This window comes from Micromonospora sp. NPDC048905 (assembly GCF_040649655.1).
GTDB lineage: Bacteria > Actinomycetota > Actinomycetes > Mycobacteriales > Micromonosporaceae > Micromonospora.
The window spans coordinates 36,598-52,018 of sequence record NZ_JBEZFV010000005.1; the positions used below are offsets into that span (position 1 = coordinate 36,598).

Consider the following 15,421-nt stretch of genomic DNA (forward strand, 5'->3'; position numbering starts at 1 on the left):
CCTTGCCCGTGGGAAACTCTGTCGATGTCGTCGTCTACGGCCCCGTCCGGCTGGCCGCCGGCATTCGCTGGCGGGCGATCCGTCGACATCCAGCCGTTCCGGGTGGACGTGCCAGAAACCGAGCTGGTCGACCTGCGTGCTCGGCTGGCGCGTACCCGTTGGCCGGAGACGGCGACCGCTCCCGGCTGGGCCCACGGCGTACCCCTGCACGAGATGCGGTCCCTCTGCGCGTACTGGGCCGAGGGGTACGACTGGCGGGCCGCCGAGGCGCGGCTCAACGCCTTCCCGCAGTACCTCGTCAGCGTGGACGGCCTGAAGATCCACGTGCTTCATGCCCGGTCACCGCACCCGGGGGCGATGCCGCTGGTCCTGACCCACGGCTGGCCCGGATCGGTGCTGGAACTGGTAGACCTGATCACACCGTTGACCGATCCCCCGAGGCACGGCGGCACCGCCGGGGACGCCTTCGACGTGGTGATCCCGTCGCTACCCGGCTACGGTTTCAGCGCCCGGCCCACCGGACCCGGCTGGGGCATCGAACGGATAGCCGCGAGCTGGGCGGAGATCATGGCGGCGTTCGGCTACGCCCGTTATGGCGCCGCCGGCAGTGACTGGGGCACAAGCGTCTCCAGCGTCCTCGGGGCACTCGACGGCGAGCACGTGGCCGGCGTCCACCTCGTACCGCCGCTCGCCGGCCCGGATCGGGTCGCGGACGCAGAGCATACCGATGCCGAACGCGAAGCGTTGGCACAGCTGCGACAGCGCGGGGAGTCCAGCTCGGCGTACTCCGACGTGCACCGCACCGCCCCGCAGACCGTCGGTTACGCCCTGGTCGACTCCCCGGTCGGCCTGTGTGCGTGGATGGGGGAGAAGCTGCTCACCTGGGCTGACTCCGGTGGCCTCAGCCGCGATCAGATTCTCGACCAGGTCACCTTGTACTGGTTGACCGGCACCGCCGCGTCGTCCGCCCGCCTGTACGCGGAGAGCATCGACCGGGTGTCCGGCTGGATCAGCGGCGCGGACACCGCCCCGGTGCGCGTACCCGTCGGCGCGTCGGTCTTCCCTGCCGAGGTGCCCCGGCCGTCCCGACGCTGGGCGGCCCGCCGTTACCCGGACATCCGGTACTGGAAGGAGCACGACCGCGGCGGGCACTTCCCGGCGCTGGAGGTGCCCGAGCTGCTTATCGCCGACCTGCGCGCCTTCTTCCGGCTGCTGCGGTAGGCCGCCACACCACACGCTTCCGCTGACCGCTGGACGGCGGAGCCCAGCCGGAGCGATCAGGCTCGAGTGTCCGCCGAGTCGTCGTCGCCGGACGGGCGAGCGTGACCGCCACCGCCGTCAGGCAGATCACCACAGCGGCGACGAGCGGTGGGCGACCGCCGAGGTGGACGGCCGCCGAGCCGAGGGGGATGGCCAGCACGAGTGGGCCGAACATCGCGGTGTTCGCCGTCGCGGACACCCGGCCCAGCAGCTCCGACGGCGTGTGTGTCTGCACGGCCGTCACCGCGGCGACCAGGGTCCAGGGCAGGCCGACGCCGGCGATCACCGCGCCGGCGACCGTGACCGGCCACCACGGCAGGCCACGCGCCAGGCAACCGACGGCGAACAGCACGGTCCCGGCGACGCCGACCACACCCGGACCCCGGCCGGCCAGGAGCCTGCCGACGATCAGGCCGCCGATGACGGAACCGCCGCCCTGTGCGCTTGTCAGCACCCCCAGGAACGTCGTCGGGAGACGGAGGTCGCTGGTCACGATCGTGTAGATCGCCGCGGTCGTGAAGCCGGACATGGCGATCGACACGGCGGCGAGCACGATGGGCACGGCCGTCGCCCGCTGTCCGAACAGGGCCGACAATCCGGTACGCAGGCCCGGGCGCCGCCGCGTCGGTTGGACCGGTGGCGTCCGGTTGAGGCGCACCGCCGCGTACAGGATGGCGACCAGGACCGGCGCGCACGCGCTGAGGACGACGACCGCGTGGCCACCGTGCCAGGCGTAGAGGCCCGCCCCGGCCAGGGGAGCGACGAGTTTCATGCCCTCTCCCGCGCTGGAGCGCCACCCGTTGACGTCGCCGAGTTCCGTGGGTGACAGCGCGGACGGCAGCAGCGCCGTCTCGCCCGCGTCGATGAGCACGTAGCTGACGCCGTAGACGGAGGAGACGGCGAAGATCAGCCATGTCTGCCCCGGCCCGCGTACCGCGAAGAGGGCCAGCAGGGCGGTAGCCAACCCGAGGTTCACCGCGATGACCAGCGGGCGTCGGGGTGCCCGGTCGAGCAGGCCGCCCAGCCACGGGCCGGCGAGCACCGGGGCGTACACGCACAGCCCGGTGAGGGCCGCGAGGCCGGTGGAGCCGGTCAGGTCCAGGGTCCAGATGCCGGCCACCAGGGACATGGCGCTGCTGCCGAAGCCGGACAGCAGTGAGATCGTCACGAACAGTCCGGCGTTGCGCCGCATGAGCCCTCCAGGTTGAGTCGGGATGACTCATCCTTTGGCCTTGAGGCTTGTCGGCGCAATGTTGGCGGCTTACGTCAATGTGGCATTGACATCGCCGCGTCGAGCGCCGCCGCCGCGGCTCGGGCGGGTGCCGGCAGCCGGTCACCCGCCTCGGCGAGGTCGGCGACGAGGGGCAGGGCCAGCGCGTACAGCGACCCCGGGGCGGCGTCCAGGGCGGCGTCCACCGTGCTGCGCACGAGCGCCGCTCGACGAAATCGGGCGTTCCACCGCCGGTCCGCCACGATCCATCGCTCAAGCTCGGTCACGGCGGCGCGCAGTGCCGCGATCTGTGCCGGGTAGCCGAGGTCGCGGTGCCGCTGCCGTGACCTCCGCGCCACCACCAGGCGCTGCCGGCGCTGCTCTGCGGCCTGCCGGCTGCCGAGGCCCAACGCCTGCGCCACCTGCGCCCACGTCGCGCCGTCGTGCCGCGCCCGGTCGATCAGGTCCAGCTCCCGCTCGTCCAGGTGGGCGCGGGCGACCTGGACGTCCGCCAACTGCGCCAGCTCCGACGTCATCGGTCAACGTTACATTGACAATTGCGGTAGCGGCGCGCGCACCATGAACACGTCCACCGGGTCCTCGGCCGTCAGCGTGAATCCGTGCCGCTCGTAGAGCCGCCGGGCCGGACTGCCCCGCAACACGTTCAGCCGGACCAGGGTGCCGTCGCGGTCGCACCGGTCCAGCAGGTCGCGCAACACGGCCGTGCCGAGGCCGCTGCCCTGCACGTGCGGGGAGAGGTAGAAGTGCTCCAACCAGTGGGCGTCGTCCGCCGGGCGCAGCGCCACGCAGCCGGCGAACGCCCCACCCACCTCGACAACCCGGGTGTACGCCGGAACGAAGCCGTCCCGCAGGCGCTGCCGTACGCGCTGTTCGTCGTACCGCCCGAGCCGTTCCAGATCCGCCCGCAGCACCACGGCGCGCAACTCGGCCACGGCGTCGACGTCCGCCAGCGAGGCCGGTCGCAGCTCCCACTCCACCATGATCACCACGCTATCGCCGCCCCAGCAGACGAGAGGTCCGACACCCGCCGACCCTGCTCGACCCGGCACGCCGACGTCGCTGAACCGACCAGGGCACGGTGCCGCTGGTCAATTAGGATGAGGCCCATGAGCGCTGAGGCCGTCGGCATGCACATGCCCGCCATCGTGACGCTCGACGACCTGGCGGCGATGAACGCCGCCGATCCGAACGGCCACCGTTACGAGACCAGCCCCGAGGGGGTCCTGTCGGTCATGCCGCCCCCCGACTCGGATCACGCCATGATCGCCAGTCGCCTCTTCGCCTGGCTGATCATGGCTGGTTGGCCCGCCGAGCATGTGCTCCAGGCGGCCGGTCTGCGCATCTCCGGCCCGGACGGCCACGGCGGTCGCACCCCCGACCTCAGCGTGTGGCGGACGCCGCCGACCCGCAGCGTCTGGGCCGCGGTCGACGATGTCGTACTCGTGGTGGAGATCGTTTCGCCGGGGTCGGAGGCGATGGACTCGGTGACGAAGGTCCGCGAGTACGCGTCGGTGGGGATCCCGCGGTACTGGGTGGTGGACCGGGATGGCGCGCAGACCGTCACCCTGCATGTGTTGGGTGGGGACGGCACCTACGAGGAGCGGGCACGGATGCCGCTGGCGTGGTTGCTCCAGACGGTCCCCGCCGACCATCTCGACTGACATTCACTGACTTCGCCGACTGCTGGACGCCGTTCCTCGCTGGACAGGGCGCGACGTCGGCGCGCGGGTGTGAGCCGTTCGGGGTGTCGCGGCCGAAACAGCAGCCGCGATTCACGTTTCCGCAGCTCAGTGGGGGTCCCTGTCGTGCAACGGACAAGACGGTAGGGCCTCCGGCGGAGCACTGTTGGGGCAGGTGCCGACTCCGCTGGGGGCGCCCTCAGCGGGTTCGTCCTCACCGGGACAAGGACGTCATCACCGCCGACGCCGCCGCATGGCCGCGTCGCCTGGGCCGGTGCTCCGCCTTCCCTTTCCGCACCTGTGTGCGTCCCGTCGGTCCGGCGTCGCCCAGCGCGCCCGGACCCGGCGATCTAGCTCAGAGAGGCACCCCCATGGCCGCTCCCACCGTAACCGCAAGCCTGAACGCGTCGGCCTTCCCGCCCGGCGGCCAGATGCTGCTGACCGCCACCTACTCCGACGCCGACACCAAGCCGCTGACCGTCACCATCGTGGTGACCGACGCGCAGGGCAACAGCAGCGCGCCCGTCAAGGTCACCGCGGTCATCGACCCGCTCACCCTGACCGTCACCGACAACTCCGGGCGGACCTGGACCCGGGTCTCCGACAACGGCGCGGTCGCCGTCTACCGGGCGGTGGCGTGATGCCCCGCGTCACCGTGCAGGTGCGCGACGCCGCCGGCAACACCGCGACGGCCAGCGCCGACTACACCGTGGGTGGCCAGCCGGTACTCGGCGGCTACTACCTCTCCGGGGGTGCCGACCCGACCGCCGACATGGCCGGCGGCAACTTCCGCTCACTGACCCAGTACCGCAGCTTCGCCGACGGCTACATCTTCCCCGGCTACAACCGGCCCTGGCTGATCACGCTGGGCCGGGAGGGGATCCAGATGAACATGGTCCTGGAGCTGAAGCACTACGGCGCCCCGGACGGCCCGCAGACCTTCACCGTGGACGGCACCACCTACACCGTGCCCGCGCCGTCGATGACCATCCAGCAGCGTCCCGGCACCAACTGGCCGAAGGCGTACGGGTACGGCCAGGTGGTCAGCGGTCAGTGTGACGGGTTGTTCGCCCGCGCGCTGGCGCAGTATCGGACGCTCGGCTTCGGCGTGAACATCCAACTCGCGTCCGAGTTGGACACCGACCACGAGTTCGGCACCACCGAGGGCGGTGTCGGGTACACCTGGGCGCAGTCCGACGCCCGGGCGGTGCAGGCGATCAACTACATCCTCACCTGGTTCAAGGCACGCACGCTGCCCGGCGGTACGACCTTCTCGATCGGGATCGCCGGCTTCGACCGAGCCTGCTTCCAGCGCGTCCACCCCGAATCGTTGATGGCCCGGCTGGACTTCCTCCAGTGGAACGTCTACGGCACCAACGCCAGCCACACCGCGCTGGCCCGGTTCCGCCGTACCAAGGACTGGGCGGTGGCCGACCTCGGCCCGTTGGCGCTGTCCCGTCCGGTGCTCATCGCCGAGTGGGGGGTGCGGGTGGCCGAGATCCCCAACCAGGCCGCCTGGATCGCCACCGTGCCAGCGGCCGTCGCCCAGCTCAACGCCGAGCGTGGGCCGTTGATCGCGCGGACCAACTACTTCAACTCCGGGTGGGGCACGCTGACGCCGAAGGCGACCGGGTTGGCCGCGCTGCGGGCGGCCTACTCCACCCCGCCGTACGTCTGAGTCCGCGGCTGAGGACCCGGTCGGTGCGACCACCGACCGGGTCCGAGCGGGGGACCTATGCTCGGATCATGGAACTGCGGATCTTCACCGAACCCCAGCAGGGCGCCAGCTACGACCAACTGCTCGCTGTCGCCCGCTGCGCCGAGGACGCCGGCTACGGCGCGTTCTTCCGGTCCGACCACTACCTCAGGATGGGTGACGGCACCGGGGCCCCCGGCCCCACCGACGCGTGGACCACGCTGGCCGGCCTGGCCCGGGACACCAGTCGGATCCGGCTCGGCACGTTGATGACCGCGGCCACCTTCCGGTTGCCCGGCCCGCTGGCGATCACCGTGGCGCAGGTCGACCAGATGAGCGGCGGTCGCGTGGAGTTGGGCATCGGCACCGGCTGGTACGCCGAGGAGCACACCGCGTACGGCATTCCGTTCCCGCCACTGGCCGAGCGGTTCGACCGGCTGGAGGAGCAGCTCGCGGTGATCACCGGGCTGTGGTCCACACCGCCGGGGGAGCGGTACGAGTACGCCGGCAGGTACTACCCGGTCCGGGACTCACCCGCGCTGCCGAAGCCCGTGCAGCAGCCGCGCCCGCCGATCCTGCTCGGCGGGATGGGACCGAAGCGCACCCCCGCGCTGGCCGCCCGCTACGCCGACGAGTTCAACCTGCCGTTCGCCTCGGTGCCGGACACGGCGGCACAGTTCGACCGGGTCCGCGCGGCGTGCGCGGAGATCGGCCGGGACCCGGCCGAGCTGGTCTGGTCCAACGCGCTGGTGCTCTGCTGCGGGCGCGACGACGCCGAGGTGGCGCGTCGGGCCGCCGCGATCGGCCGCGAACCGGACGAGCTGCGGGCCAACGGCCTGGCCGGGACGCCCAGCGAGGTGCTGGACACCATCGGCCGGTACGCGGAGATCGGCAGCGAGCGGCTCTACCTCCAGGTGCTGGACCTCGGCGACCTGGCGCACCTCGAACTCGTCGCCAACGAGGTGATGGCGAAGCTCTGAGCCAACGGGTCGCCGTGGGGATGCCGCTCGCGGTTCAGGCGCGGCGATGGGCGCCCACGCCCGTCCCGGACACGTCCGCGTCCCTCAGCACGGTGTCCAGCCGTCCGTCCCGATCACTGTCCACATAGGTGATGTCGGGAATCCCGTCGCCGTCCACATCGATCTGGACGACATCGGCGACGCCGTCGCCGTCCAGGTCGGTGACCACCTCCACCGAGCCGTCCAGGTGCCGGGTCACGATCGACTGTGGCCCGGCACCGGGCGCACGCGGCGCCGGACCGGGTGCCGGCACCGGCGTCGGGGCCGGCGCGGGCGCCGGGGTGGGCCGGGGACCGGGCGTGGGCGCCGGATGGCTGGGCAACCCGCTGGCCGACGGGGCGCTGGCCTGCTCGACGCCGCTGCCGGTCGGGTCCAGCTCCTCCTCGGAGGGATACACATCGCCCCGTGGGGCCGGATCACGGTAGCTGCTCATGGGCGTAGGGTTCCCCGGCGATGACGAGAACAACCGTGCCCGATCGACCGGTGTCCCCGGTGGGTGGTTTGGCGGAAGATGCTGGAACCGACGCCACGGTCATGAACGGGGGTCCGAGCGTGGAACTGCGCCGGAATCGGGGGGCCCGTGCGCTCGCTCTGGTGTGCGTACTCGGAGGGGTGCTGCTCCTGGTCTATCCCAGCGACGGCGCCCTGCTACGGACGATCATCGCGGGCGGCGCCGTCGCGCTCGGCGTCGTGGCGCTGGCCAGCGCGCTGCGGCCGTTCCGATTCGGGATCGGCCCCGACGGGCTCAGCATCCGACGACCCGGCCTGCGCCGGGACATCCCGTGGGCCGAGGTCGACACGTTGGTGCTCGACGAGCCGCCCCGCCGCGACGGCTACCGGAAACCGCCGCGACTGCTGCTGGTGCCCGTTTCGGGCGTGCCGCTGGAGCCGGTGACCGCCCGCCACCCCCTCGACGGCCGCCCCGCCATCGAGGTGCTCGTCCTCGACCAGGTCCGCGAGCAGCCCGACCAGGTGTCCGCCGCGCTCACCCAATATGCCGGTGACCGTTTCGTCGACCTGCTGGCGCTGCGCCGAGCGGCCTTCGCCGACCCGGACCTCCCGGTGGGCCTACGCGGCTACCAGATGGACCGGGTCGACCGGTTGATCCGACGCGGCCAGGACGCCCTGCTGTCCGGGGACGCGCCGACCCGGCAGGCCGCCCGGGGTGAGATCGAACGCGCCGGCGCGGCCGGTCTGCCGATCGCCCAGCGTGGCTACCACACGTTCCAGACGGATACGGTTCTGGACGCCCTCGTCGCCGCGCTGGCCGACCACCCGTCCACCGATCGGGAGACCGCAACATGATCGCGCACGGACCGCACGCCACTCCGGCCACCGCGGCCGACGTTCCGCGCCGCAACTGGGCCGGCAACGTGCGGTACGCCGCGCGGGCGTTCCACCGGCCGACCTCCACCGACGACCTGCGCCGCCTGGTCGCCGGCAGCACCCGGATCCGGGCGGTGGGCAGCGGGCACTCCTTCAACCGCCTCGGCGACACCGACGGCGACCTGGTCACCCTCGCCGGCCTGCCCCCGGTCGTCGAGCTGGACCGCGAGCGCGGGCAGGTCACCGTGAGCGGCGCGATGCGCTACGGCGACCTCGCCCGACACCTGCACACCCAGGGGTACGCGCTGGCCAACCTCGCCTCGTTGCCACACATCTCGGTGGCCGGCGCGGTGGCCACCGCCACCCACGGTTCCGGTCAGGCGCACGGCAACCTGGCCACCGCGGTCGCCGGTCTGGAGTTGGTCACCGCCGACGGTGACCTGCTGCGGGTCGGCCGCGAGACCGACCCGGACACGTTCGCCGGCATGGTGGTCGGTCTCGGCGCGCTCGGCCTGGTCACCAGGGTCACCCTGGACGTGGTGCCGGCCTTCGAGCTGCGCCAGTACGTGTCACTCGACCTCGACCGGGAGGCGTTGGACGAGGCGCTCGGCTCGGCGTACAGCGTGAGTGTCTTCACCGACTGGCGTACGCCTCGGCTGCGTGAGGTGTGGCGCAAGCAGGCGGCCGACCAGTCGCCGCCGCCGGCGGACTGGCTCGGCACCACAGCCGCCACCGAGCCACGGCACCCGGTGCTCGGCATGCCACCGGAGAACTGCACCCCGCAGCTCGGCGAACCGGGTCCGTGGCACGAGCGGCTGCCGCACTTCAAGCTCGGCTTCACCCCGAGCAGCGGCGACGAGTTGCAGTCCGAGTACCACGTGCCGCGTACGGCGGCGGCCGACGCGCTCGCCGCGCTGGACGAGGTCGCGCTCCTGATCGCACCGGTGCTGCTGGTCTGCGAACTGCGGACCGTGGCGGCGGACGAGCTGTGGCTCAGCCCGAACCACCAGCGGGACAGCTTCGTCGTGCACTTCACCTGGATCGACGACACCGCGGCCGTACTGCCGGTGGTGGCCGCCGTGGAGGAGCGCCTGGCACCGTTCGCGCCGCGCCCACACTGGGGCAAGGTCTTCGTCACCGACCCGACGGAGCTGGCGGCCCGCTACCCCCGCCATGCCGACTTCGCGGCCCTGCTGCCCCACCTGGACCCAACCGGCAAGTTCCGCACGGCCCTCCTAGACCACCACTTCCCCCGCTGACCCATGATCACCGCGGGGTAGCCGGGGTGCGCAGGGTGCTGCGTTGGACGGCTCGGCTGATGTCGCTGGGGGAGACGATTCCGGTTAGGCGGCCGTCTTCGCTCACCACCAGGGCGCGGCCGTCGGCGCACTCGCTGAGCCGGGGGAGCAGGTCGTTGAGCTGCTCGCCGGGCTGCGCGAGGACCAACTGGTCGGCCCGGCAGGCCACCTCGGCAAGCGTGGTCGACGCCCGCCGCTCGGCCGGCACGCCGCGTACCCGGTCGACGGTGACCAGGCCGATCGGCCGGCCCTCCTCGGTGAGGGGCAGCGCCGAATGCCGGTACGCGAACAGGTAGTGGTCGACGAAGTCGGCGACCGTCATCTCCGCCGAGGCGGTCTGCGGGTGCGGCGTCATGACGTCACCCACCCGGACCCCGCGTAAGGCGCTGCCGGTGCGGGCCTGCCGTTCCTCGGTCCCGGCGGCACCGATCAGGAACCAGCCGATCAGGGCCAGCCAGAGCCCGCCGAAGCCGACTCCGGACAGGAACTGCCACAGCCCCAGGCCGATCAACAGGACGCCCAGCACCCAGCCCGCCCGCGCGGCGACCACCGACGCTCTGGTCCGGTCACCGGTGGCCTTCCACACCGCGGCGCGCAGCAACCGGCCGCCGTCCAGGGGCGCGGCCGGCAGCACGTTGAAGATGGCCAGCAGCACGTTGATGCCGGCCAGCCACGCCACCGCCCCGAAGAGCAGTCCGTCCTGCCCGGACAGCGCGAGCAGCGCGGCGATCGCGCCGAAGAATGCCCCGAGCAGCAGGCTGACCAGGGGGCCGACCCCCGCGATGCGCAGCTCCGCGCCCGGGTCGCGCGGCTCGCCCCGCAGCTCGGCCACGCCGCCGAACAGCCACAGCGTGATGCCGTCGACCTCCAGCCCGTTGCGCTTGGCCACCACCGCGTGCGACACCTCGTGGGCGAGCAGGCCGACGAAGAAGACCACCGCCGCGGCCAGCCCGGCGAGGGTGTACGCCACGGACGAGCGATCGGGGTACGAGCGGGGGAACTGATTGGCGGCCAGACCCCACGCGATCAACGCGAAGATGACCAGAACGCTCCAGTTGACTCCGACCGGCACTCCCGCGATCCGACCAAGTCGGAAACTGGCCCTCATCCCACCGAGATACCCCAGTCGGGCCCGCTCATGCCAGACCCGACTGAGCCGGACACGCGACGCCGCCCACCCCAGCGTCTTGCCCCGGGACTGCGCCTGATGGGCGGGTCAGCGGCGGGGACTCTCGCTCGCGATTGTCGCCTCCCGCGGCAGGGCCGCCGCTCGCAGCGCCCAGTCCAACGCGTAGTCGGCGACCTCCTCCCAGCCGTCCTGCCCGACGGTGAAGTGTGATCGGCCGGGAAACTCCTGGTAGGCGGTGAGCGCCCGGGACTTCTGGTAGAGCGCCGCGTTGGCCCGGACCACTGACGCCGGCACCACGTGGTCGGCCCCGCCGGCCAGCAGCAGCAGGGGTGGGCGGTTGTCGCGTGTGGTGTCGACCCGGGCCGGCGAGCGCGGGTCGACGTTGGCGAAGGCGCCCTCGAAGAACACCCGGCCGGCACCGGGGACGGCATAGCGCTGATACGCCCGGTCGGAGTCCTCGCGGCTCATCACGTTGCCGAAGGTGTAGGCGAAGTCGTCCGGGGTGAACGGGACGGCCTTGCTCCGGTTGGCGGGGCTGCGCAGGATCGGGAAGCCGGAGCGCAGTTGGCTCAGCGGCACCTTGAGCACCCCCTTCACCGCCGCCGGGTGCACCCCCACCACCGCTGAGCCGAGCCCCCGGTCGGCGAGGACCTGGGCGAACAGTCCGCCGAACGAGTGGCCCATGATGATCGGCGGTCGGGGCAGCGCTCGGATGATCTTGTCGTAGTGCGCGACGATCGTGGCCATGCTCTGCTCGGCGATCGGGCTGGGGTCGTCGCGCAACTGCTCCACGGATCGGTCCATCCCCGGCCAGGCCGGGGCGATGACGTGCATGCCGCGCCTGGTGTACCGCTCGACCCACCCCTGCCAGCTACGGGGGGTCATCCAGAGTCCGTGGATCAGCACGATCGTGTCGACCTGGCCCTGCGGCATGGAGCCCATCGCATCCTCCCGGTGTCGCGGCGTCCGGCCCGGCGGTTACCCGCTCCCACACGTGGAATTCCTCCGAGAACGCGATGGGGTCGCGCCGGGGATGCCCCCTGACAAATGTCACGGTCGGAACGTGACGACCGCTCCGGGCCTCGAGGTCCGCGCCGCCGGAGCATGAGTGCCATGACCAGTACGCATCCGGCCGTCGAGTTGAACGGCCTCACCAAGACCTTCGGCGCGGTCACCGCGGTCGACGGGCTGAGCCTGCGGGTGCAGCCCGGCGAGGTGGTGGCGTTCCTCGGCCCCAACGGGGCGGGCAAGACCACCACCATCGACATGCTGCTCGGTCTGGCCCGCCCGGACGAGGGCAGCGTCCGGATCCTCGGCGGCACCCCGGACGACGCGGTGGCCCGGGGTCGGGTCGCCGCCGTGCTCCAGACCGGCGGGCTGCTCAAGGACCTCACCGTCGGCGAGACGGTCGAGATGAGCGCGCACTTCTACCGGCACACCCGCCCGAGCGCCGAGGTGTTGGAGCGGGCCGGTATCGCCGACATCGCCGGGCGGGTCGTCGGGCGGTGCTCCGGTGGCCAGCAGCAGCGGTTGCGTTTCGCGCTGGCGCTGTTGCCCGACCCGGATCTGATGGTGCTCGACGAGCCGACCACCGGCATGGACGTCGAGGGCCGGCGGGACTTCTGGCAGGCCCTGCGCCGCGACGCGCGGGCCGGCCGGACCGTCATCTTCGCCACCCACTACCTGGACGAGGCCGACGCGTACGCCGACCGGATCGTGCTGGTCCGACAGGGGCGCATCGTGGCCGACGGCACCACCGCGGAGATCAAGAACCTGGCCGCCGGCCGCACGGTCCGGGCCACCCTGCCCGGTGCCGACCAGGCCGCGCTGGCCGCGCTGCCCGGCGTGGACGCCGTGGAGGTACGCGGCGACAGCGTGCTGGTGCGCACCGGCGACTCGGACGCGATCGCCCGGCACCTGCTCACCCGGACCGACGCCCGGGACGTGGAGATCACCTCCCGCAACCTCGAGGACGCCTTCCTCGCCCTGACCACCGCGCACCCCGGAGTCTGAGATGACGACCGTCACCCCCACCCCCACCCGTGCCGTCGAGCCGGACCGTCGGCTGCCCGCCCTGGGCGGTTTCGCCCCGGGCGTGCTGCGCATCGAGCTGCGCCGGGTGCTGCGTAACCGCCGCACCCTCGCCTTCACGCTGATCATGCCGGGCGTCTTCTTCCTCATCTTCGGTCTGCCGCAGGGCGGGCAGTCGCTGGACAACGGCCGCCCGGTCACGGCGTACGTCATGATCAGCCTGGCCGTGTACGCGGCCATGGTGGCGACCACCAGCGCGGGCGGCGCGGTCGCCACCGAGCGGGCACTGGGCTGGAGCCGTCAGCTGCGGCTCACCCCGTTGCGCCCGACCGCGTACGTGGCGACGAAACTGGTCACCGCGATGACCCTCGGCCTGCTCGCCGTGGCCGTCGAGTTCCTGGTGGGCGCGGCGGCCGGTGTACGCATCCCCGCGTACGTCTGGCTGTTGTCCGGGCTCGCCGCCTGGCTCGGCTCGCTGGTCTTCGCCGCGTTCGGCCTGTTCATCGGCTACCTGGTGCCGGCCGAGAACGTCATGCAGTTCATCGGCCCGATCCTGGCCGTGCTGGCCATGTTCGGCGGGCTGTTCGTCCCGGTCGAGGTGCTGCCGGAGGTGCTCCAGCAGGTCGCGAAGTTCACCCCGGTGTACGGCATGGGTGTGCTGGCCCGTGCCCCCCTGACCGGCGACGGGGTGAGCGTGGCGGCGGTGGTCAACCTCGTCGGCTGGGCGTTGGTCTTCGGTGTCGGTGCGGCCCGGCTGTTCCGCCGGGACACCGCGCGGGTCTGACCACCCCGACGGTCAGCGCCTGCTTCATCAGAACTGGCCGGCCTACGGCGGGCCCGGACGACGACCGGCGGCGTTGCGGTTTCGTCCAGATACAACACCGGTATCCGAACGAAACCGTGCCTTGCCGGATCGCCGCCCGGACTCCGCCTCGGCTCGACCGCCCTGATGAAGCAGGCGCTAGCGTGGACCCGATGGACCTCTCGACCGGGCAGCCCTGGCCGGTGAACCGCCACTGGCGGTTCACCGGCTGGCTGCTGGCGGCCGTCTGGCTGTTCTTCCTCAACGTGCCGCTCGCCACCGCGTTGCACCAGCCGGAGCTGTGGCGGCGGGCCGTCGGGGTGGTGGCCCTGGTCGCCTTCGGCATCGGTTACGTGCTGCTGTTCCAGTGGGCCCGCAAGCAGCGCCAGACCCTGCGGCCGATCCCGGCGGGTCGGGCGCGGGCCGGGCTGGTGCTGCTGCTCGCGGTGGGCCTGGCCAGCATGCCGGGCACCGGTGGCGACTGGTTGGCGACCCTCGTCTACGTGGCGGCGGCGAGCGTGTTCCTGCTGCCGCCCCGGGAGGCGTTGGCAGTCGTACTGCTCTGCGCCGTGACCCCCGTGCTGACGTCCTGGCTGGTGCCGGGCTGGCAGGCCGAGAGCGGCATCGTCTTCGCGGTGCTGCTCGCCTCGTTCGCGATGTTCGGGGTGTCCCAGCTGGCCCAGCGCAACAGCGAACTCCGGGCCGCCCAACAGGAGATCGGCCGACTCGCGGTCGCCGAGGAGCGGGCCCGTGCCGCCCGCGACCTGCACGACATCCTCGGGCACTCGTTGACCGTGGTGGCGATCAAAGCGGAGTTGGCGGGCCGGCTCATCCAGGTGGACCGCGACCGCGCCGCCACCGAGATCGCCGAGGTGGAGGCGCTGGCCCGCGCGGCGCTGTCCGACGTGCGGCAGACCGTCGGGGCGTACCGCGAGGTCACCCTCGCCGCGGAGCTGGCCGGCGCCCGCTCCGCGCTGGCCGCGGCGGGCATCGCGGCGGATCTGCCGGCCGAGGTGCCGGCGCTGCCGGACGGGTGGGACCGGTTGTTCGGGTGGGCGGTACGGGAAGGGGTGACGAACGTGGTCCGGCACAGCGGGGCGCGGTGCTGCACGGTCCGGGTACACCCGGACGGGGTCGAGGTGAGCGACGACGGTCGGGGTCCGTCCACTCCCGACGCCAACGGGCACGGGCTCGTCGGCCTGCGTGAGCGGGCGCGGGAGTTGGACGCCGTGGTGAGCGTCGGCCGCCGGCCCGACGGGAGTGGCTTCCTGCTGCGGGTCCACGCCCCGGCGGAGGCCCGGTGAGTGCCTCCGGCCTGGGCCGGTCCAACCCGATCCGGCTGCTGCTCGCCGACGACCAGGCACTGGTCCGCGGCGCGCTGGCCGCGCTGCTCTCGCTGGAGGAGGACCTGAGCGTGGTGGCCGAGGTCGGCCGGGGCGACGAGGTGGTGCCGACAGCCCGCCGCAGCAACCCCGACGTCGCCCTGCTGGACGTGGAGATGCCCGGCCTGGACGGGATCGCCGCCGCCGCCGCGTTACGGACCGCGCTGCCGACCTGCCGGGTGCTGGTGGTGACCACCTTCGGTCGGCCCGGCTACCTGCGTCGGGCGATGGAGGCGGGTGCGAGCGGCTTCGTCGTCAAGGACACCCCGGCCCGGCAACTCGCCGACGCGGTCCGTCGGGTGCACGCCGGCCTGCGGGTGGTCGACCCCACGCTGGCCGCCGAGACCCTGGCCGCCGGGGTGAGCCCGCTGACCGACCGGGAGACCGAGGTGCTGCGGACCGCCCGCGGGGGTGGCACGGTCGCCGACCTGGCCGGGGCGCTGCACCTGTCCGAGGGGACGGTACGCAACCACCTCTCGGCGGCGATCGGCAAGACCGGTGCCCGCAACCGGGCCGAGGCGATCCGGGTCGCCGAGCAGAACGGTTGGCTGCTCGGCGAGTGACGCCC

At 72.5% G+C, this 15,421-nt stretch carries 17 protein-coding genes; 11 read left to right on the forward strand and 6 right to left on the reverse strand.

Annotated elements, in window-relative coordinates; all coding sequences use genetic code 11:
* Nucleotides 1-24: 24 nt before the first annotated feature.
* Complete coding sequence (locus AB0C01_RS14640; RefSeq protein ID WP_357571365.1) at nt 25-1,221, forward strand: epoxide hydrolase family protein; 1,197 nt, start codon at nt 25-27, stop codon at nt 1,219-1,221.
* Here the strand turns inward: AB0C01_RS14640 and AB0C01_RS14645 are convergent.
* The 3 genes from AB0C01_RS14645 to AB0C01_RS14655 form a co-directional block, all read right to left on the reverse strand.
* Nucleotides 1,181-2,452, reverse strand: coding sequence for an MFS transporter (locus AB0C01_RS14645; RefSeq protein ID WP_357244762.1), 1,272 nt, complete (start codon nt 2,450-2,452; stop codon nt 1,181-1,183). The two genes, AB0C01_RS14640 and AB0C01_RS14645, sit on opposite strands and share 41 nt — an antisense overlap.
* A 74-nt stretch (nt 2,453-2,526) precedes the next feature.
* Entirely contained in the window at nt 2,527-3,006 is a 480-nt protein-coding gene (locus tag AB0C01_RS14650; RefSeq protein WP_357244764.1) for a hypothetical protein, read from the reverse strand.
* 9 nt (nt 3,007-3,015) lie between these two features.
* Nucleotides 3,016-3,471 (reverse strand): GNAT family N-acetyltransferase, encoded by a 456-nt coding sequence (locus AB0C01_RS14655; RefSeq protein ID WP_357244766.1) that lies wholly within the window; start codon nt 3,469-3,471, stop codon nt 3,016-3,018.
* A 126-nt stretch (nt 3,472-3,597) separates the two neighbouring features.
* Between AB0C01_RS14655 and AB0C01_RS14660 the strand changes: the two genes are divergently transcribed.
* The 4 genes from AB0C01_RS14660 to AB0C01_RS14675 all read left to right on the forward strand — a co-directional run bounded on the left by AB0C01_RS14660 (nt 3,598) and on the right by AB0C01_RS14675 (nt 6,846).
* Nucleotides 3,598-4,152 (forward strand): Uma2 family endonuclease, encoded by a 555-nt coding sequence (locus tag AB0C01_RS14660; RefSeq protein WP_357571366.1) that lies wholly within the window; start codon nt 3,598-3,600, stop codon nt 4,150-4,152.
* 389 nt (nt 4,153-4,541) lie between these two features.
* Nucleotides 4,542-4,811 carry a hypothetical protein gene (locus AB0C01_RS14665; protein ID WP_357244769.1) on the forward strand — a complete coding sequence of 90 codons (270 nt, stop codon included), beginning with the start codon at nt 4,542-4,544 and terminating at the stop codon, nt 4,809-4,811.
* Nucleotides 4,811-5,848: a hypothetical protein gene (locus AB0C01_RS14670; RefSeq protein WP_357244771.1), complete on the forward strand. Its 1,038-nt coding sequence runs from the start codon at nt 4,811-4,813 to the stop codon at nt 5,846-5,848. The genes AB0C01_RS14665 and AB0C01_RS14670 overlap by 1 nt, the downstream gene beginning before the upstream one ends.
* Before the next feature lie 68 nt (nt 5,849-5,916).
* Nucleotides 5,917-6,846 (forward strand): LLM class F420-dependent oxidoreductase, encoded by a 930-nt coding sequence (locus AB0C01_RS14675; protein WP_357244773.1) that lies wholly within the window; start codon nt 5,917-5,919, stop codon nt 6,844-6,846.
* A gap of 34 nt (nt 6,847-6,880) precedes the next feature.
* Here the strand turns inward: AB0C01_RS14675 and AB0C01_RS14680 are convergent, their stop codons facing one another.
* Nucleotides 6,881-7,318: a hypothetical protein gene (locus AB0C01_RS14680; protein WP_357244775.1), complete on the reverse strand. Its 438-nt coding sequence runs from the start codon at nt 7,316-7,318 to the stop codon at nt 6,881-6,883.
* Nucleotides 7,319-7,479: 161 nt separating this feature from the next.
* On the opposite strand from AB0C01_RS14680, the gene AB0C01_RS14685 reads away from it, so the two are divergent.
* Nucleotides 7,480-8,190, forward strand: a complete 711-nt coding sequence (locus AB0C01_RS14685; RefSeq protein WP_357244777.1) for a hypothetical protein — start codon at nt 7,480-7,482, stop codon at nt 8,188-8,190.
* Entirely contained in the window at nt 8,187-9,470 is a 1,284-nt protein-coding gene (locus AB0C01_RS14690) for an FAD-binding protein (RefSeq protein ID WP_357571367.1), read from the forward strand. The genes AB0C01_RS14685 and AB0C01_RS14690 overlap by 4 nt, the downstream gene beginning before the upstream one ends.
* 7 nt (nt 9,471-9,477) lie before the next feature.
* On the opposite strand, the gene AB0C01_RS14695 is transcribed toward AB0C01_RS14690, so the two are convergent.
* Together AB0C01_RS14695 and AB0C01_RS14700 are read right to left on the reverse strand one after the other, a co-directional pair.
* On the reverse strand, nt 9,478-10,617 hold the full coding sequence (locus AB0C01_RS14695; protein ID WP_357244781.1) for a site-2 protease family protein: 1,140 nt from the start codon (nt 10,615-10,617) through the stop codon (nt 9,478-9,480).
* A 108-nt stretch (nt 10,618-10,725) separates the two neighbouring features.
* Complete coding sequence (locus AB0C01_RS14700; RefSeq protein WP_357244784.1) at nt 10,726-11,580, reverse strand: alpha/beta hydrolase; 855 nt, start codon at nt 11,578-11,580, stop codon at nt 10,726-10,728.
* Between the two features lie 171 nt (nt 11,581-11,751).
* On the opposite strand from AB0C01_RS14700, the gene AB0C01_RS14705 reads away from it, so the two are divergent.
* The 4 genes from AB0C01_RS14705 (at nt 11,752) to AB0C01_RS14720 (ending at nt 15,416) form a co-directional block, all read left to right on the forward strand.
* Nucleotides 11,752-12,651, forward strand: a complete 900-nt coding sequence (locus AB0C01_RS14705; protein ID WP_357571368.1) for an ABC transporter ATP-binding protein — start codon at nt 11,752-11,754, stop codon at nt 12,649-12,651.
* A gap of 1 nt (nt 12,652) precedes the next feature.
* Nucleotides 12,653-13,453: an ABC transporter permease gene (locus AB0C01_RS14710; protein ID WP_357244787.1), complete on the forward strand. Its 801-nt coding sequence runs from the start codon at nt 12,653-12,655 to the stop codon at nt 13,451-13,453.
* A 191-nt stretch (nt 13,454-13,644) separates the two neighbouring features.
* Nucleotides 13,645-14,775, forward strand: a complete 1,131-nt coding sequence (locus AB0C01_RS14715) for a histidine kinase (protein ID WP_357571369.1) — start codon at nt 13,645-13,647, stop codon at nt 14,773-14,775.
* Nucleotides 14,772-15,416 (forward strand): response regulator transcription factor, encoded by a 645-nt coding sequence (locus AB0C01_RS14720; protein ID WP_357244791.1) that lies wholly within the window; start codon nt 14,772-14,774, stop codon nt 15,414-15,416. Before AB0C01_RS14715 ends, AB0C01_RS14720 begins: the two co-directional genes overlap by 4 nt.
* Nucleotides 15,417-15,421: the final 5 nt, after the last annotated feature.